This is a genomic window from Paenibacillus sp. FSL W7-1332 (genome assembly GCF_037969785.1).
Lineage (GTDB): Bacteria > Bacillota > Bacilli > Paenibacillales > Paenibacillaceae > Paenibacillus_AQ.
In genome coordinates, this window is record NZ_CP150209.1 from 6277231 (window position 1) to 6296001 (window position 18771).

Genomic DNA, 18771 nt, shown 5'->3' on the forward strand with positions numbered 1-18771 from the left:
CTTTAATCAAACCGCACGTCGCCAATGCCGAACCATGGAAAATATCCGGATGCGGCATAAGCGAAAGCGGCCGCAACTGCAAGCAATCCGATAACCAGAAGATCATAGCGTGAATAACGCGACGGGTAATAATACGTTCGGGACTTCGCCTGATCGCCGTCGAATTGCTTGGCCTCCATCGCGGCGGCCACCCGATGGGCCCGGCGGATGCTCTGTGCCAGCAGCGGCACTATATACAATCCTGCGCGTTTCACCATGCCGCGAATCCCGCGAATCGGGCGGACTCCTCGTACCTTCAAGGCTTGGCGGCGAATCACATATTCCTCCCATACCATTGGCAGCAGCCGGATTGAAGCCATGAAGCTGTAAGCATACTTGGGCGCCAGCCGCAGCTTCTGCATCAGGCTGTAGAATAAATCCACCGAGGACGTTGTCGTCACGAGCAGCAGCCCCTCCGAGGCAAAGGCAATTCCCTTAAAGCCCAAATGCAGCCCCCGGTAGAAGCTTTCTTCCGATACCCGGAACAACCCCCACTCCCACCAGATCGTCTCTCCCTTACCGAACAGCATCATGGAAGAGGCGGACGATATGAAGGCAAGCAGAAACGGAATGAAGAACAACAGCATTTTCCACGGTTTCACCCCGCTGAGCACCACGAGACAGACCATAAAGATGAACGCCTGATACAAAACAAAATCAAGATCATGGGTTAACACCGTCATGAAAAACAGCGCACAGATCAGACCCAGCTTCACCACCGGATTCGCCCGGTGCAGCCAAGTGATCCGCACGGGATTCCATATGTTCATGCGTTCACCCCCGTGAGGCGATGATCGGCCGCGGCTAAGGTACCTTGAGGGCCTGCAGCGCCGTTTGCTCCCTTAGCCGCCTGCCGGGATTCAATCCCGCCAGACCAGCGCGGGGAAGGCATGCTCGAGGTCAGCTGTCCCTCCCGTATTTCCCATATATGTGTGGCGACCCGCTGCGCGATCTCCATTTCATGCGTCACCATGAGAATGGCGGTTCCCGCACGACGCAGCTTCTCGCACATCTCCAGAATCGCGAATGTATTCCGCGCATCCTGTCCGAAGGTCGGCTCATCCAGAAGCAGGACGGACGGCTGTCTTGCCATGGCCGTAGCCACGCTCAAGCGGCGCTTTTGGCCTGTCGACAGCTGGTACGGATGCCTGGCCTCCAAGCCATTCAGTCCAAAACGTTCAAGACAGCGCTCGGCCTGCGCCTTCGCTTCCTCCGGCGGCACATGATCCACCAGCAGCGAGTAAACCACCTCATCGCCGATGCGCTCCGTCAGGAATTGAAGCTCCGGATTCTGAAACACGAATCCGATTTGGCGCAGCTGCTGCTCTCTCTTCTTCCGCACCTTCCTGCGTTTGCCCTGAATGACCTCTTCCCCGCAGAGCATATAGGTCCCTTCGGCGCGAAGCAGCCCCATCAAACTGAGCAGCAGCGAGCTTTTGCCTGCTCCGTTCGGCCCTACCACCGCAATGAATTGTCCCGGAAACACCTCGGCCGAAGGGAGAGTGATGACCGGTTTATCCCATCTCATTCCCCTGAAATTCGCCAGTTGAATGACAGGCTCCCCACGTTGAGCATACGGCGGAGCAGCCTCATGCAGGAGATTACCCCGCTCATTGCCAAGCGCATCGACCGGAGCAAACAACTCTCTGCCCGCCCGGGTCTGCGCATAATCATCCCATACGCCGGGATACCAGATTCCATAGGCTTGGAGTTTCCGCTCGAATTCTGCGAATATCGCTGCCGGAGGACCTTCGCCCAGAATCACGCCATCCGGGCTGAACAGCACGACACGATCCACGTATCTGGCCATTTCTTCGATCCGGTGCTCCACGATGATCAGTGTCCGCCCTTCCGATACGGCCTTCACCGCCGACCAGATTTGCTCCCTTCCTTCCGGGTCGAGCAAGGCAGATGGCTCGTCAAGGAACAGCACCTCCGGCTCCAGCAGCAGAGCCGAAGCCAGCGCTAACCTTTGCTTCATGCCTTGGGACAAATGCCCGATCGGCATATGAAGCTCCTCAAGATCAAGCCCCACCTCGCGGAGCGCCGCTTGCATCCGCTCCTTCATCTCATGGCGGGGGACACTTAGATTTTCCAGTACGAAAGCCAGCTCTTCATCCACGTACGGCATGCAGAACTGGGTATCCGGATCTTGGAATACATACCCCCAAGAGCGCGGAACCAGCTGCGACTCGCATTTCATCGGCACCTCCGTTGCGCGGGGAATCATCCCGCTAAGCACCTGCAGCAGCGTGGATTTGCCGCAGCCGCTCGGACCGAGCAGCAGCACCTTCTCCCCGCGGACAGCCGAGAAGGAGAGGTCTTTGAACATCAGTCGCTCCTCGCCCGGATACTTCAGACGCAATCCCTCCACATACACGGCCGGTTCCGAAACCATCTCAGCGGACTGAGCCGGAACCAGGCTAACCGTGGCATTAGACATGGCGCGGATCATCCAGTGCTTCGTAATCCTTCTTCGACGCAGGACGCAGCAGGGATGTGACGCCCGTGCGGTCCAAGGCTTTGGCCAGCAAGAGCATGAGCAGGCCTGCAATGACGGCACCGCTGAGTACCCGCATACCGTATTTGGCCAGGAACATCCACGTCTGCAGGTCATCGGTATAGCTGTAATAGAAGTCCATGATCATCGATCCGATGGCTGCGCCTGCTCCGGCAATCGCCAGCGTCCACGCCGAGGTGCTCCGATAACGGAACGCCGCGAATACCAATTCTGCCCCAAGTCCTTGAATGAGGCCATACAGCAGCAGAGTCAATCCCCAGCCGCTGCCAAACAGCACTTCCACGTGGGCAGCCGCCACTTCCGCAATGATGGCCACTCCCGGCTTACGGATTAGCAAGTAAGCAAGCGTGGCTGCAGCGAACCACATTCCGTATAACAACTCATCCGCTTCAAAGAACAGCGGTTTTAACAGATTGTAAACCGAACCCCAGAAGTGATAAATGACGCCAAGCACCAGCGATACCAACACCGTCACCAAAATATCGCTTAACCGCAGCCCTTTTCGGGGCTGAACCCCCAACTTCTCTTGCACAGATGTTCCCATAACCACACATTCCCCTCTCCACCTCTATTTTTGTATAAACACAACAAAAAACCGTCTGGAAAACGCGCAGACGGAAAAATAGGCCCTATGTAGGCAGGGTCGGATATTCTCTACGCTGGCATTACCCAGTTCAGATTAACGGTCAACAGCGGATAACAGCTGCAATCTCAGCCTGATTCACTCAAGCCCCCGTATTCCCTATTCGGTTTCATGTTAATCTTAAAATACACATTCGTTCTCCAATTAGCAAGAACCTTTTTTCAAAAATGGCTATTTATTGATTTCCAGCTCATTCTATGTCAATATCAGAGTGATTGGCTTTTCCACCAACGTTTATTGCTGACACCTATGCACAAAGGAGAATGACATGGCTAAACAATTGCTGCGTCTGATGACTGAGCTGTCCTCCCGCAAGTGGCTGTCCCGAATCATGGGGCATTGTTCCCACAGCCGGCTGAGCCGTCATCTAATACCTGCATTCATACGAATTTATCAAATCCCGGCGCATGAAGCGGAGAAAGAAATCCACGAATACCGCTCACTGAACGAATTCTTTTCCCGCCGGTTAAAAATAGGCCTGCGCGCCATAGACGACACCGCCGATGCCATGGTAAGCCCCGTCGATGCCACGATTTCGGCGATGTGCGCCGTTAATGCCGGCACCATTCTGAGCGTCAAGGGACAGGATTATACCCTGAGCGAGCTGCTCGCCAAATCACCGAGAATGGAAAACTACATCAACGGTTATGCATTTGTATTGTATTTAAGCCCAACCGACTATCATCGCATTCATTCCCCGGTAACCGGTGTTCAGGCGGAAAGCGAGCATTTGAAGGGACGCGTTTACCCCGTGAACGATTTTGCGATGACCCATATCCGGCATGTGCTCAGCCGTAATGAGCGCCTCATTACCTATATTGCGCATGAGTTCGGCGAAGTTGCCGTCGTGAAGGTCGGAGCCATGAACGTGAGCAGCATCCGTTATGCTGACGAGAACGTGAAGAAATACGAGATCGGCGATGAACTCGCGTACTTTGAATTCGGCTCTACCGTCGTGCTTCTGACAGAGAACGGCACGTTTACTCCGCGCGGTGACCTGGAACCCGGCTCCAAGGTGAAGATGGGAGAGCTGCTTGGTTTGCTACACCCGTCCCCAACCAGAAAAGGGTAACGCCATTCACCTTAACAAGCTTCACCAAGCATCGCATGACAAGTTAAGGCCATGAATCATTCGCTGCATGAATGATTAACGCCTGTCCAGCATCCGATAAACGATCCGCTGAAACAGCCGATCCGGCAGCACGCCCTTGATCCATGCGGTCAGCCGCGTACCTCGGGGCAGCGTATAGCGGAACCTCGGTTTGGACATGGACGCAATGTTTGCCACAAGCCTGGCTACCTCCTGCGGATCCCCGCTTCCCCTGGCTGTCCGCTCGGAATAGTCCAGCACGCCCTTCAGCAGACCGCTGTAGGGTGATCCTTCCTTTACCGTAAGCTCCCCAAAACTTTTATTCCAGATCGGCGTGCCATAGGCACCGGGCTGGATCAGTACGACATCGATGCCAAAGGGCATCAACTCCATGGACAGGCTCTCACCAAACCCCTCCAGCGCAAATTTGGATGCCGCATAGGGACCATAACCCGGAAAGCCGACCACGCCGCTAATGCTGCTCATGAGAATGATTTTGGATCGTCCGGTCTTGCGCAGCAGCGGGAGCATATGCTGCGTTACCGATACGGTCCCGAATAAATTCGTCTCCAACTGCTTGCGCCAGTCGCTGAGCGGTACTTCCTCCACCATGCCGCCTACCGCTTCGCCGGCGTTGTTCACCAGCACGTCCAAGCGGCCGAACTTCTGCTCTACCTCCCAAGCAGCAGCCTTGACTTGTTCCTCCAAGCATATATCCAGCTGGAATACGTGAATGCGTTTGACAACGTCTGCTTGTTCGGCTCGGGTCATCAGCTCTGCAGCCGCCTCCGGCCTGCGCAGACCCGCTGCCACGTCATAGCCCGCTTTTGCCAACTCCAAGCTGATGAGCAGTCCGAACCCGCTCGACGCGCCCGTGATCAGCGCAACCTTTCCTGCTCCCGCCGTTACCACCGGATCACCGCTTGCTCCGCCAATGCCGCTCTCTCCGTCACACCCGTCACCCTTCCGTTATCCGAACTGCCTGTCCGGTCTCTTAAAACCCTGCGTTTAGCGCGCTTTATACATATCCCTAATATAACAAATTTTCGCAATGCCAACAGAGTCCCTATCCGTATATGCACCCTTTTACAACGTAATCAGACAGACTCCCTATTCCCATGTACATCCATTAAATAGCCCCACAAAGTGGAGCCTATGCTTCGATGCTTATTCCAAATACTTTGCGGGGACCCCAATACAAAATGCCCCACAAAGTGGAGCCTATGCTCCGATGCTTATTCCAAATACTTTGCGGGGACCCCAAAAACAAAATGCCCCACAAAGTGGAGCCTATGCTCCGATGCTTATTCCAAATACTTTGCGGGGACCCCAATACATATCAAAAAAAGGGAGCCATTTAGCTCCCTTTTGCGTTCATCCAGAGAAAAGCGTATATGATAACGGGATTCAATGTCCCCCGTATGTAGGCCTAGGTCTCGTTAAAACCACACATTCTGATGATCCTGAGTCGTTGTCTTCATGCGGCGCAAGCGATTTCTGAAAATACCGCAGCCACCGCGACTAAAGAAACGTCCACGCACCCGTCTTCTTGGGCTCATTCCTCTCTCCCCCCTTCAAAATGAAACTGTATGTCGTTTTTACCCTAAATCGCTTGCTATGAAACCCATTTGCCCTTCGACCCGCCAGGTAAGTTATGGAAGAGCGGGAAATCACCGAATCTCGGATGGGCTCTTGCCCGTATACTGCTTAAATTGCCGGCTGAAAAAGAATATATCCCGGTAACCCAGCGCGTCGGCTACCTCCGTTACGTTCATCCCTTGATGAAGCAGCAGATGCTGCGCCCGCTCGATCCGCATCTGAATGATGTAGGACTGCACCGGCGTGCCGATCAGCTCCTTGAACTTAATCGAGAAGTAACGGGGGGACAACCCCGCTCTGGCCGCCAAATCCTCGACCCGATGGGGAACCCCCGGGTGCTGGCGAACGTAATTCGCGATTTCATGGATCGCCTCGGACAGCTGATTGCTTGCTTTTTTGACCACCGGCTCAGCGAGATCCGAACGCAGCAGATGAATCATCAGCTGTTTCAGAATAAGCTGCCCCTCCTCCAATGATCCATAGGGTTTGTCCAGATATAAACGCACGTAGCGCGCGAGCAAATATTCGAAATCCATCGTTTCCGTCAGCTTGCGATAGGATGCAGGGATATGCTGAACCGGGTCGGCCACGTCAAAATGGATATATGTCAATACGAGCGGTTTCTGCGGATTATGCGTCGCGCTCGTATGATCTCCTGGTCGGAACAGGAAGCAGCTTCCTTTTCCCACGGCAAAGGGCTCGTCATTGAGCTCGACCGTGCCTTCACCGCTCCATACATAGAACAAATCATAATTCTGCATGGGTCTTTCGCGTTTTTGCCATTTCCAGCCCGGCTCACATACGATTTTGGCAAGCGCAGGCATGATTATAAAAGAAGACGGCGATGCATTCAGCATCACGTCATAACCCCCTCATCTCATTCAAAAATTGACCTCTTTTCCATCATACCCGTTTTTTATGTTTTTTGCATGTCCCGCCATGCCTGCGCCATCCGCGCAACCCCTTCCTCGATGCTGGATATGCCGAGATGCGAGAAGCCGAAGCAGGCGGCAGGCGGCCCGGGCGCACGATGATAGGCCGCTGCATCCCGAAACATGACGCCGCGCTTGCGGGCAGCTTCCTGGAACAGGGCATACTCTTCCGCGGAGCGCAGCCAATTGGCGTAGACGTGAAGGCCGGCATCGCCGGGATGGAGTCGAAACAGTTCGGAGGCATGGGTATCCATCGCCTGGCGAAGCGCGCCATACCGCGCGCCGTACAGCCGGGTCATTCTTCTAAGATGCCGACCGTATCCTCCCCGCACAATAAAGCGCGCCAGCGCGCGCTGCTCTAATACGGCAGGTGAGATCGGCTCGTACAGAGCCTTGGCCTGCACGACCGCCTCAACCAGGCTTGGGGGCAGCACGGCATACCCGATGCGGAGCCCGGTGAACATCGTTTTGGAGAACGAACCGACGAAGATGACACGCCCCTCGTTATCCAGCATCCGCAAGGGCTCAATCGGCTTGCCGCCCCAGCGGAACTCGCTGTCGTAATCATCCTCGATAATAAAGGCCTGGCGGCTTCGTGCCCAATTCAGCAGCGCCCTTCTTCGCTCGAGCGGCAGGACCGCGCCCGTCGGGTATTGACGGCTGGGGCTTACGACAAGCAGGCCGGCGTCCCAGTCACGCGGTATCAATCCGGCATCGTCGACGGGGGACGGCAGCGGAATCCCGCCGCTCAGGTTTATGCCCCGGTGGATTCCCTGATACCCCGGATCCTCCATCACCACGTGATCGCCGGGATCAATCAGCAGCTGAAACATCAGGACAAGCCCCTGCATGGAACCGCTGAAGATCACGATATGCTCGGGATCGGCCTGTATGCCCCGCGTAAAGCGCAGGTGTCCGGCTATCGCCTGTCGCAGTTCGGGATCCCCTTCCGGCGGCGCGCCGTTCTGCAGTTCGATTCCCCCGCTTCCGCCTGCGTAGGATAACGCGCTCCGCCACTCCGAATAGGGGAAATCCTCCATGGGCATCCTCGCATTCGCGAAAGAGATCTTACCCGGGGGAGGCTCCTCCAGCAGCTGCTGTGCCGAGACATATTCCCCGCTCTGGTCCATCAGGCGTTGTCCCCAAGCGGAGAGCACTGGCGCCCGCTCGGCCGATGGCGGCTGGTCTGCCATCGCAGCAATCCCTTCGGCAACATAAGTTCCGCTGCCCTGCCGGGATACGACGTAACCCTCGGCCATCAGCATGTCATAACACTGCGCGGCCGATCCCCTGGACACGCCATACAGCTTTGCAAGCTCCCGTGTCGCGGGAAGTCGGGTTCCTTCCGGCAGCTTGCCGCTATGAATGGCCGCGCGAATTGCGTGGTACAAAGCCAAATATTTATATCGATATTGTTCCACATAGGTCTCGAATGGCAATCCCAGCTCCATAATGACGACTCCTCTATTGTTATTTCAATAAAATTGGACTATATAAATTACTCTAAATTGGCACTTTTTCCTTGTCAATGTTCATCGTATGCTGTTAATCAAAATGATAGGGGGAGCGTTTAACCATGAGAAGAGACGAATTTACGATGGAGGATCAACAAGAAATTGAGGACTTCCTTAGCGGCATGAGCTTTGGTTTCCTTGGAACAGCCGATGAAGAGGGAATTCCGCGTGTAACGCCATTGAACTACGCCTATGTTAACGGTGCGTTCTATTTTCATGGCAGCCGGATGGGGGAAAAAATGGACCATTTGCGCCGGACGCCCGCCGTGTGCTTTACCATCGCCGATGAGTATGCACTAATCCCTTCTTATTTCTCCGATCCGGAGATGGCCTGCCCGGCCACGGCCTACTTTAAAAGTGTAACGGCTGTCGGCGAAGTGGTAATCGTGGATGATCTGGAGGAAAAAGCCCTTGCGATGGAGGCCCTAATGACTAAACTGCAGCCTGAAGGCGGATACCGCGCCATCGACGCGAATGACCGGGCTTATATCCCCAGACTGAAAGGGGTAGCCGTCATCAAGCTCGCTCCGCAGCGAATGAGCGCTAAATTCAAGTTCGGCCAGAACCTGAAGCCGGATCGGCTCCAGACCGTAGTCGAAGGGCTCGAATGCCGCGGCAAGGAGCGGGATGAAGAAACCGCCGGACTGATCTGCAAGTATCACCCTGGACTGCGTTAAAGCATTACAATTATCCGTGACGGTTCCTGGGGTAGGTGGTATAATGTTAGGCAATGAAAACGTAAAGGCAACTTGTCACCTGCACACTTACCTTAACCAAAAGTATTCGGAAGGAAGGAATCAGTTCATGAACCCATTGGTTGGTCAATTGAATGGAAAAATGCAAGCCGGCAATCCGCATGTGTACGACATGCTCTCCACACTCGGCAAAGAAATCTACTTCCCGAAAGAAGGCATACTGAGCCAATCTGCGGAAGCGACGAGCCATGCGAAAAAATATAACGCTACGATCGGTATTGCAACCGAAGGCGGAGTCCCGATGCATCTGGGCGTCATCCAGGACAAACTTTCGGCTTACCAGCCGAAGGATCTGTACCCGTATGCCCCTCCGGCAGGCAAGCCGGAGCTGCGCTCCGTATGGCGAAACAAGATGATTCAGGAGAACCCTTCGCTTGAAGGCAAGAGCTTCAGCAATCCGATCGTTACGAATGCGCTGACGCATGGTCTTAGCATCGTAGCCGATTTGTTCGTGGATGAAGGGGACGCCGTTATTTATCCCGATAAGAATTGGGAGAATTATGAGCTGACATTCGGCATTCGCCGCCATGGCATTCATGTAACCTATCCTCTCTTCACAGACGATATGAAATTTAACGCCGAAGGACTTCGTCAGGCTCTGCTGAGCCAGAAGGATAAAGGCAAAGCGGTCGTTCTGCTGAACTTCCCGAACAACCCGACGGGTTATACGCCTGGCGCTCAGGAAGGGGCCGCCATCGTGTCCGCAATCCAGGAAGCGGCCGAAGCCGGCATGAATATTGTGGTTGTTACGGATGATGCGTATTTCGGATTGTTCTTTGAAGATTCGCTGAAGGAATCACTCTTCGGACGTCTGGCAGGCCTTCACCCTCGCGTGCTTCCTGTGAAGGTTGACGGAGCGACCAAGGAAGAATTCGTATGGGGATTCCGTGTTGGCTTTATCACGTATGCGGCAGAAGATAAAGACGTGCTGGACGCATTGGAGCAGAAGACGCTCGGCATTATTCGCGCTACGATATCCAGCGCCTCCCACCCTTCGCAAACCTTTGTGCTGGAGGCGCTGAAGGCGCCGGAATTCCATGAACAGAAGGAAGAGAAGTTTGCCATCATGAAAGGCCGCGCCAACAAAGTGAAGTCCATTCTCGACAGCGGCAAATACGGCGATGTATGGGAATACTATCCGTTCAACTCCGGCTACTTCATGTGCCTGAAGCTGAACACGGTAAATGCCGAGGAGCTCCGTTCCCATCTCATCCATGAGTATGGCGTGGGAACCATCGCCCTTGGCGAGCATGATCTCCGGATCGCCTTCTCTTGTATTGACGAGGAGTATTTGGAGGATCTGTTCGACCTGGTCTACAAAGGGATTCAAGACCTGCAGAAGGTTTAATGATCCGCTGCATCCAACAACATAACCGTTCAAACATAACAAAGACCGGGGAGAATCATCCCCGGTCTTCATTTTTTCTTCTGCCACAAATAAACGCTCGCCCATACACATAGACCATTAGCTACATACAATACCGTGTACTACAAATCAACGAACTGAAAGGGGAATGAACATGGGTGCAGTTGAAGAAGTAAGATACGGCGGCGGATACGGCGGTGGATACGGAGTTGGAGCAATCCTGGTTCTCTTTATCCTGCTCGTTATCATCACTCGTTCTTTCTGGGTGTAACGACAACTAGATAACAGCCTAACAGAAATCGCAGGTCGCCACACCACGCACTGCGATTTCTGCAACCGGAATAACCCATACTATAATTACAATAGAAGGCCGGGACGTTAACGTCCCGGCCTCTTCCCATTTATTCGTCGTCATCATATTCACGTCGGCTCTTCCGGGCAGCAGCGCTTCGGAACAGAAATACAAGCACGATCCCCGCAGCCAGCGTACCCAATATGCGTCCGGGGGCACTCAGGATGTCCGGAATGAGTGGGAGCCACAGGAGGACAGCCCAGAACAGCTGCACCTGGAAGATCAGTTTCCCTTCATTGTCGCGGCGCGTACCTTCCGGAAGCGGGTAGACATGCAGCCAGAACGATTCCGGGTGAAGCTTTCGCAGTGCAGACAGTTGGAGTCCGATAATCATCAGGCTGACCAGATACACAATCGCCGATACCAGACTCTCCCGGGTTGCCCACACAAGAAAGGCACCCAGCAATCCGACCCGAATCAGTATGCCCAGAATATCACTGCGCGTCAGGCTCTTAATGAGAAGAAAGCGATAGGCGCTTTCCTTCTTCCACGCCAAGCCCTTGCCCCATCCGGACAGCCATTTCCGCGCATGGACACGCTGCCCGCGCTGAGGCACATTCACGAACCAGCTCAGCACCATCATCACCCGGCTCGCCTGTCGCTCCTCAACGGCGATGAATCGTTCCCAAGCAACCAGGTGCCTGGCGGGTACTGACAAGGCCGCAACATACGTGAGGCCAAGCAGCGCCATGAACAGGAGGGCTCGGCCCGTTGGATGCCATAACCAGGCGGCTAAACTCAGCGCCGGAACGATCCAGCGGAGTACCCTGTAGGCTGCCGCCGCATTCCTTGACACCATAAGCTGCTCCTTCCAGCTGCCGAAGCTTGACAGCAGTTTAAACAGCGTCAGAACAACAAACGTTGCCAGCAGCGGTTTTGGCGAAACATCACTGCGTATGTATAGAGGCCATAGGATTAACATCACCAGTCCCAAACCGATGATTTTATAAATGACGCCACTGAACCATGCTGTACTGAAGTATTCCTTCATCCGGGATTCCTGCGGAATGAGGAACACCGTATCCGCCGGACGCAGATAGGTGCGGATGCTGCTGTTGATCATGAGGGGCACAAGGAAAATCATCATGATCCAGCGAATCGGCAGATCTGGCGGAATCTGCTGCAGTAGTGCAGTATACCAGGCAGCGAATGCAATCAGCAGAAACAGAAATACGACGGCTACCCCGCTCTGTATGACATAACCCAGATAGGGGAGAATTTCACCCCAGAACTGCCCGCGTCGTTTGACATACAGCTCACGCAGGTTCATTCGCCTTTACCATCCTGAATCAGCACATTAAACAGCTCCTCCAGCGACATCCCCGGCCTTCCGGCTTGGTCCTGGATTTCCTTCAGCGTTCCCTGAGCAATGATGCTGCCGCGGTGCAGCACGATGAACCGGTCGCAATAATTCTCAATCGTGGAGAGAATATGGGAGCTGAGCAGTACCGAAGCGCCGGACGCCTTCAGCTCCAGCATGAAGTCAAGCAGCGAACGTATCCCGAGCGGATCAAGCCCAAGGAAGGGCTCGTCAATAATGTACAGCGACGGTCTGGCGACAAACGCGCACATGATCATCACTTTTTGGCGCATACCCTTGGATAAATGCGTGGACAGGCTGTCCATCTTCTCTTCCATGCGGAACATCTTGGACAGCTGCTCCGAACGCGACTCATAATCTTCACGGGATACGCCATAGGAGCGCGCCGTAAACTCCAGATGCTCGCGTACCGTCATCTCCTCATACAGCAACGGGGATTCGGGGACAAACGCCAAAGCGCCGTGATAAGCTTCGGAATGCTCTGCCCGGCTCTTCCCTTGCACCTGAATGCTCCCTTTTTGCGGGTTCATCAGTCCGAGAATATGCTTCATCGTGGTGCTCTTGCCCGCCCCGTTCAGGCCGATCAAACCTACCATCTCACCCGGTTCAACCTGAAAGGTTACATCATGCAGAACCGGTCGATTCATGCTATACCCGCCGCTTAACCCTTGAACAGACAATACCGGCTGTTCACTCATTATCGATCACCTCTTATTCTGAAAGTCCGGTCCCTATGGATGTCGACCACATCCGATGAATCGGACCCGAAAAACAACATACCGGTTGCAAGCTCCGCATGGATGGAGCCTGCAGCCATTAGCTCCGTGGCGGCTTATTCTTCAGCCATTTCGGAGCGCCCTTGTTCTTGCGGTCCCGCTCCCTTTCACTCTGACGCTCACCCGAAGCCTTACCGCTTCCCGCCTTACCATTGGCGCTAGTGGAAGCAGGCTTTCGAGCTGGTTTCTCTTTTCGGGCAGGACCTCCGGCTGACCCACGCGGACCATGTCCTCGATCGGCCGGTGTAGCACGAGGAGATCTAACCTTCCCGCCATACAGAGCGCGTTCTTCAATCGATATGCCCAGCTCGCGATTGAACTTGCGCATGATGAACGTCTGACGGTCCGTTACGAGCGTGATCGCCATGCCGCTCCGACCCATGCGTCCAGTACGTCCTGCGCGATGTGTATAATGCTCGGCGTCAATAGGCGGATCGTAATTGATGACCATGCCGAGTCCTTCGATATCAAGTCCGCGGGCAGCGACATCGCTAGCCACCAAGAGCTTGGTACGCCCTTCTCTAAACGCATTCAAAACCCGGCTTCTAGTCATCTTGTCGGCATCACCATAGATGGCAGCCGCATTTAAGCCGAGGTAGTTCAGCTTCGCTTCAACCTCTGCCAAATCCTCGGTGGCATTGACGAAGACAATCGCACGGTCGGGATTGTAATGCCGGACTACGCGGCGCAGCATGTCCAACTTGTCACGCTCTTCGGTCACAAAATAATAATGCTCCAACGCGGACGGTGTCCGCTGCTCAGGATCAATCCCGATTTCGACCGGCTGATCCATCTCCTTCTTGACGAGCTCTGCCGTCTCCGGACTCACCGTGGCGGATAAGAATACCAATTGACGATCGCGTAATGCACTGCGCAGAATGCGATCCACATCCCCGGCGCCGCCCAGATTAAATACCTGATCCACCTCGTCCACTACGATCGTGCTTACTTGGTGCATCTTCAATTTCCGGATTTCGATCAGCTCCCGCACGCGTCCCGGCGTTCCTACGATCAGCTGCGGATGCAGCTTCAGCTTCTCAATCTGACGCTTGGCCGCGGCGCCCCCGATGAGACCGAGCACACCGATTCCGCGGGCTTCCCCGTAACGCTCGCTCTCTCTCACAATCTGTACGGCTAGCTCTTGTGTCGGAGCAAGAATCAATTTCTGTGTTCCCTTGATCTCCGGATCGATGCCCTGAAGCACAGGCAGCAAATAAGCCAGCGTCTTGCCTGTACCTGTCTGGGAAGTCGCAAGCACGTCCTTGCCTTCGAGTATGGGCGGTATAGCCTCAGCCTGAACGGGAGAAGGCGTGACAATGCCAAACTCCGTTAATCTGGAGGACAAATCCTCGGCTATTCCTAATGTATGAAATGTAGTTGCAGTCATATGTTAGTCCATCCTTTTTTTAGATATCAGAAGTCTATAATTCCAAAGCGCGTCTGCCTGATATCGCTAGAAAAAACCTTCCGATACATGTGGTTTGTTTACTTCATACGGTGGTAGCAGGCGTGTTTCCTACCAAGTTTTGATCACTCTTTTTCATTATATGCCAAAACAGGAGTCCTCACCAAATCAAACATCCTAAACGGCAGTGAACAGCACTTCGAATATGGCATTCGAATAGCTCGTCACCGACCTGTCTAAGGCAAAAGAGAAAGAAATGACTTGGCGGCAGCAGATAGCGGTATACCTTGAAGCGTTGCAATTCCTATGCTGCGCTCGGGAATCGGCGGATGGAGCGGCACCTCGATCAGCTGTCCTCCCTGCAATTCCTCGTTAGCATAGTCGCGAATGACAAAAGCCAGTCCAAAGCCGCTCCGGGCAAACTGTACCAGCAGCTCAATGCTGCCAAGCTCGAACTCGGGTTTCAGCGTCACTCCCTGCCTCTTTGCATATTGATCGACATAGTTTCTTGTGCTCCCGCCCCTCTCCAGCATAAGCAGCGGGTAGTTCCCGATATCGCGAAGGGACAAGGGGTGCTGTAACTGTGCCCGCTCCACAAATGATTTCCCGGCAACTAAACAATCATGGATCGGCGAACTGGCACGAAAATCGATTTGTTTATCGGAGGCCGGTAAATGAACGATGCCAAAATCAATCTTCCCTTCCTTGAGAAGGGACAGCGTTTCCGGGGTTGTGCGGTTGGAGATGCGGATGCGTATATCCGGATAGGTGGCGTGGAAATACTCCAAATGCGGCAGCAAATAATATTTGCACAACGTATCGCTTGCTCCAATATTAATTTCGCCGCTATGCAAGTTATGCATGTCCGCAATCGCCTTTTCGCCGATCTCGATAAAGCTGAAGGCCTGCTCGATATAGCGAAACAGCACAGCACCCTCCGACGTGAGTTTAACCCCCTTGGTTGTCCGAAAGAACAGCGGTCCTCCGATCGTTCCCTCCAAATGCTTAATGGTATGGCTGACGGCCGGCTGGGTGATATGCAGATGCTCCGCTGCCCGCGATAAACTGCCAAGCCGGGCGGTCCAATAAAAGACACGATACCACTCCATATTGATTTCCATTATGATTACCTCGATTTTATCCTATGATAACGGGAACCTTTATCGAAAGATCAGCTTAGAATTCACCCGTTACCCGTATTCTTCTCTACAGAATCGTATAACATAAATGAAACTAATGTCTACTATTACTAATATCAATTTTATTTATGATAATACAACTCATATAATGAGCCCTGTAAAAGAAAAAGATCGTAGGAGGCGAACATGCTTTGACAGTTACAGCCATAGTAGGAGCCAATTGGGGAGATGAAGGCAAAGGAAAAATGACGGATGTTCTTGCGGCGCAATCGTCGTATGTCGTCCGATTTCAGGGAGGGAGCAATGCAGGACATACCATTATTAACGATTATGGGAAGTTTTCGCTGCATATGCTGCCGTCAGGTGTATTCTATCCAAACGTAACGAATATCATCGGTCCGGGAACCGCTTTGGATATGGAGGTATTGATCAAGGAGCTGCAGGAGCTGGAAGCAAGGAACGTCCCCGCCCCCAAACTGTTTATATCGGAGCGCGCACAAGTCGTGCTTCCTATTCATCGGCTGCTGGATGAACTGGAAGAAGAACGGCTCGGCGCCCGGGGATACGGTTCTACGAAACGCGGGATCGCGCCATTTTATGCTGATAAATATGCAAAGCTGGGCATTCAGGTAGCTGATCTGTTCCATCCCCAGCGACTTCGTGAACGGCTCGAGCAGATGCTTGCCATCAAGAACGTGCAGCTGCAGCATCTGTATGGGAGAGAGCCGCTAAACGTTGATGAGATGACCAAGCAACTGCTGGAGTCCTTCCGGCTCCTGTCTCCATATATCGAGGATACCACCACGATGCTGCAGCAAGCTTATATGAAAGGCGACCCTATTCTCGTGGAGGGCCAATTAGGGGCACTGCGGGACCCGGATCACGGGATTTACCCGTTCTCCACCTCCTCTTCCACGCTGGCAGGCTATGCACCGGTCGGAGCTGGTCTGCCGCCGTACGCCATCAGCCAAGTCATTGCTGTAGTTAAGGCTTATTCAAGCTGTGTCGGCGCCGGCCCGTTCGTGACCGAACTGCATGGGGATGAAGCGGATGAGCTCCGCCGCCGTGGCGGCGATGCAGGCGAATACGGCGCAACGACCGGCCGGCCAAGACGAATGGGATGGTTTGATACGGTGGCCACCCGTTACGGCTGCATGGTGCAGGGAGCTACCGAAGCCGTTCTCACCAACCTTGACGTCCTGGGGTACCTGGATGACATCCCCGTATGCGTTGGCTACGAATTAGAGGACGGAAGCATCATTGACCATTTTCCGGTAACGGCCGATCTCCAGTCTGCAAAGCCTGTTCTGAGAACACTGAAGGGCTGGAAATGCGACCTGTCGCATATCCGATCCTTTGACGAGCTCCCGGAAGCCGCGCAGCAATATGTGCAGTTCATTGAATCGTCCATTGGCGTTCCTATCAAGACGATATCCGTCGGCCCGAGACGGGATCAGATTATGATGAGATAACCGGGTGACGGCCTTCGTTCACTTGATTTGCGAAGCCATCCAGTATCCGCTGGACTCCACGTGGATCGCTCAGCATTGGCAAATGGCCGGTGCTGAGACTTTCCACCCCATCTGCAGACAGATTGGCTATCATGCTATCCTGTGTGGATAATCCGAACTCTTTGTCTTGGGTGAGCTTCACATAAAGCTTTGGCACATCGGGAATAGACGCTTGAACGCGATCCGTATAGACTCTGCGGGATTCAGGAACAAACTCCGCTGCGATTCGGGAAGCCTGCTCCTCCGGCAGATCACTGCACAGACCATTACGGATTGCGGATTCAGGCGGCTTCGTGCCAGCCGTTTTCAGGATGATCGGCATGATGGCCCTCAGAGGAAACGGAAGCACCGAAACAAATGAACCTCCGCGCTTAGGAATAGCCGCACCGATGGCTACAAAACCGGCAACACGGCCTGTGAACCTGGAGGCCAGCTCCATAGCCAATACCCCGCCCAGGGAATGAGCCACAATGACAAACTTGTTCGTCCCCCACGTTCTCACCTGCTCCGCCATATGGTTTACGTAATCCTCCAGCCCCAAATGATGTCCGGAAATCACATTCCGATCCCGCAAGGGGTATTCCACTTTCAAATACGGATGACCCAGCCCTTCCACAACGTAATCCCATACTCCTCCGTTCAATCCTGCTCCGTGTATAAAAACAAATCCCAGCTCTTCTTTAGTCATGTCTTGTTTCATTCTATATTCTCCTCCCTTAATGGACCCTGCTCCAAGGATTCAGCGTGAACCCTTGCTTCTTGAGAACATCATATCTTTTAAATAAGACAAATATTGTCTTATTTAAAGAATAAGATAAAATAAATGATATGAGACGGAGGTACTCCTATGCAGAAATCCCAGCGTCTGATTCAATTAATGATGATGATCAATGCAAAAAAATCGTTTACGGTAAAAGAGCTGGCCGATGAATTCGGGCTCTCCGTCAGGACTCTTTCAAGAGATTTGGATGAGCTGAGCGGGCTCGGCGTTCCCATCTACTCTGTGCAAGGCCGAGGGGGCGGATACAGATTGCTGCAGGAGCGGATGCTGCCGCCGATCAGTTTCACGGAAAGCGAGGCGACCGCCATCTTTTTTGCGTGCCAATCCTTAAGCTATTTCAGCACGCTGCCGTTCGGTGACGGAGCCGCCACGGCCCTCCACAAGTTCTATCATTATTTGCCGGCAGATACCAAGGAGCAGATCGACCGTCTTAAGGATCGCGTTATGATCCACAGTCCATTCCGTGCGATGTCCAGCGAGATTTTACAAACGCTAATGGAGGCCATCATGGTTCGGCAAGTGGTCACTATCTCCTATCGTTCATCCACAGGAAGCAGTCAGCGGCATATTCAGCCTATCGGCTTGTATGCAAGCTCGGGCTACTGGTATTGTCCGGCCTACTGTTTTACTCAAGAGGATATCAGACAGTTCAGAGTCGACCGGATCATTGCTGCCAGCCTCAATGAGTCCATAACGATCCGTGAAGATATCGCCAGCCAAACGCTGCGTGACATACCGGAAACCGGGGATGGGGAAATGAAGCCGTTTGAGGTACAATTAACTTCCAAAGGGGTTTGGCTGCTTGAAACGGATACTCGCCTCGGCCCCCATATCCATAAGAACAAGGATGGCAGCGGAATTATTCAGCTTGAAATACCAGCGGCCGACATCTTCTTCTATTCGGACTATGTGTGGCGTCTCGGAGAGGATGCTACCATCATCTCCCCAGCTGAAGCCGTCCAATGGACCCGCGACAAAATTGAATCCATGAGGCTAAGGTATAAATAAGGGTAGATCAATTCCGTAT

General features: G+C 53.6%; 17 protein-coding genes and 1 riboswitch. Of the genes, 6 read left to right on the top strand and 11 right to left on the bottom strand.

Annotated features, from left to right (window positions below; translation table 11 throughout):
- Positions 1-2: 2 nt before the first annotated feature.
- From MKX98_RS28480 to MKX98_RS28490, 3 genes are read right to left on the bottom strand one after another with little or no spacing between them, the layout of a single operon-like run.
- Complete coding sequence (locus MKX98_RS28480) at positions 3-809, bottom strand: energy-coupling factor transporter transmembrane component T (protein ID WP_339219787.1); 807 nt, start codon at positions 807-809, stop codon at positions 3-5.
- Positions 806-2482: an ABC transporter ATP-binding protein gene (locus MKX98_RS28485; RefSeq protein WP_339219789.1), complete on the bottom strand. Its 1677-nt coding sequence runs from the start codon at positions 2480-2482 to the stop codon at positions 806-808. The genes MKX98_RS28480 and MKX98_RS28485 overlap by 4 nt, the downstream gene beginning before the upstream one ends.
- Positions 2475-3104, bottom strand: a complete 630-nt coding sequence (locus MKX98_RS28490; RefSeq protein ID WP_100539197.1) for an ECF transporter S component — start codon at positions 3102-3104, stop codon at positions 2475-2477. Before MKX98_RS28490 ends, MKX98_RS28485 begins: the two co-directional genes overlap by 8 nt.
- Positions 3105-3194: 90 nt before the next feature.
- A riboswitch (TPP riboswitch) is annotated at positions 3195-3307 on the bottom strand.
- Positions 3308-3471: 164 nt separating this feature from the next.
- Here MKX98_RS28490 and asd point away from each other — a divergent pair.
- Positions 3472-4275, top strand: coding sequence for an archaetidylserine decarboxylase (gene asd / locus MKX98_RS28495; RefSeq protein ID WP_071222436.1), 804 nt, complete (start codon positions 3472-3474; stop codon positions 4273-4275).
- A gap of 75 nt (positions 4276-4350) precedes the next feature.
- Here asd and MKX98_RS28500 read toward each other — a convergent pair whose 3' ends face one another.
- From MKX98_RS28500 to MKX98_RS28510, 3 genes are all read right to left on the bottom strand, one after another.
- On the bottom strand, positions 4351-5205 hold the full coding sequence (locus MKX98_RS28500; protein WP_339219792.1) for an SDR family oxidoreductase: 855 nt from the start codon (positions 5203-5205) through the stop codon (positions 4351-4353).
- A 758-nt stretch (positions 5206-5963) separates the two neighbouring features.
- On the bottom strand, positions 5964-6749 hold the full coding sequence (locus MKX98_RS28505; RefSeq protein WP_113060056.1) for an AraC family transcriptional regulator: 786 nt from the start codon (positions 6747-6749) through the stop codon (positions 5964-5966).
- Positions 6750-6808: 59 nt separating this feature from the next.
- Complete coding sequence (locus MKX98_RS28510; protein WP_339219794.1) at positions 6809-8275, bottom strand: PLP-dependent aminotransferase family protein; 1467 nt, start codon at positions 8273-8275, stop codon at positions 6809-6811.
- Positions 8276-8400: 125 nt separating this feature from the next.
- Between MKX98_RS28510 and MKX98_RS28515 the strand changes: the two genes are divergently transcribed.
- From MKX98_RS28515 to MKX98_RS28525, 3 genes are all read left to right on the top strand, one after another.
- The gene (locus tag MKX98_RS28515; protein ID WP_194544515.1) at positions 8401-9015 is read left to right on the top strand and encodes a pyridoxamine 5'-phosphate oxidase family protein; all 615 of its coding nucleotides are present in this window, start codon (positions 8401-8403) and stop codon (positions 9013-9015) included.
- Positions 9016-9142: 127 nt separating this feature from the next.
- Positions 9143-10441: an aminotransferase class I/II-fold pyridoxal phosphate-dependent enzyme gene (locus MKX98_RS28520; protein WP_194544516.1), complete on the top strand. Its 1299-nt coding sequence runs from the start codon at positions 9143-9145 to the stop codon at positions 10439-10441.
- A 172-nt stretch (positions 10442-10613) separates the two neighbouring features.
- Complete coding sequence (locus tag MKX98_RS28525) at positions 10614-10730, top strand: sporulation protein YjcZ (protein ID WP_083397722.1); 117 nt, start codon at positions 10614-10616, stop codon at positions 10728-10730.
- Positions 10731-10860: 130 nt separating this feature from the next.
- Here MKX98_RS28525 and MKX98_RS28530 read toward each other — a convergent pair whose 3' ends face one another.
- From MKX98_RS28530 to MKX98_RS28545, 4 genes are all read right to left on the bottom strand, one after another.
- Positions 10861-12081, bottom strand: a complete 1221-nt coding sequence (locus tag MKX98_RS28530; protein ID WP_339219796.1) for an ABC transporter permease — start codon at positions 12079-12081, stop codon at positions 10861-10863.
- Complete coding sequence (locus tag MKX98_RS28535; protein WP_071222429.1) at positions 12078-12830, bottom strand: ABC transporter ATP-binding protein; 753 nt, start codon at positions 12828-12830, stop codon at positions 12078-12080. Before MKX98_RS28535 ends, MKX98_RS28530 begins: the two co-directional genes overlap by 4 nt.
- A gap of 118 nt (positions 12831-12948) precedes the next feature.
- Positions 12949-14295, bottom strand: a complete 1347-nt coding sequence (locus MKX98_RS28540) for a DEAD/DEAH box helicase (RefSeq protein WP_220683922.1) — start codon at positions 14293-14295, stop codon at positions 12949-12951.
- A 254-nt stretch (positions 14296-14549) separates the two neighbouring features.
- Positions 14550-15434: a LysR family transcriptional regulator gene (locus MKX98_RS28545; protein ID WP_339219799.1), complete on the bottom strand. Its 885-nt coding sequence runs from the start codon at positions 15432-15434 to the stop codon at positions 14550-14552.
- Positions 15435-15643: 209 nt separating this feature from the next.
- Here MKX98_RS28545 and MKX98_RS28550 point away from each other — a divergent pair, with 209 nt between their 5' ends.
- Positions 15644-16924: an adenylosuccinate synthase gene (locus tag MKX98_RS28550; RefSeq protein ID WP_339219801.1), complete on the top strand. Its 1281-nt coding sequence runs from the start codon at positions 15644-15646 to the stop codon at positions 16922-16924.
- Here MKX98_RS28550 and MKX98_RS28555 read toward each other — a convergent pair.
- The gene (locus MKX98_RS28555) at positions 16911-17663 is read right to left on the bottom strand and encodes an alpha/beta hydrolase (protein ID WP_339219803.1); all 753 of its coding nucleotides are present in this window, start codon (positions 17661-17663) and stop codon (positions 16911-16913) included. The two genes, MKX98_RS28550 and MKX98_RS28555, sit on opposite strands and share 14 nt — an antisense overlap.
- A gap of 147 nt (positions 17664-17810) precedes the next feature.
- On the opposite strand from MKX98_RS28555, the gene MKX98_RS28560 reads away from it, so the two are divergent.
- The gene (locus MKX98_RS28560) at positions 17811-18752 is read left to right on the top strand and encodes a YafY family protein (RefSeq protein WP_339219805.1); all 942 of its coding nucleotides are present in this window, start codon (positions 17811-17813) and stop codon (positions 18750-18752) included.
- Positions 18753-18771: the final 19 nt, after the last annotated feature.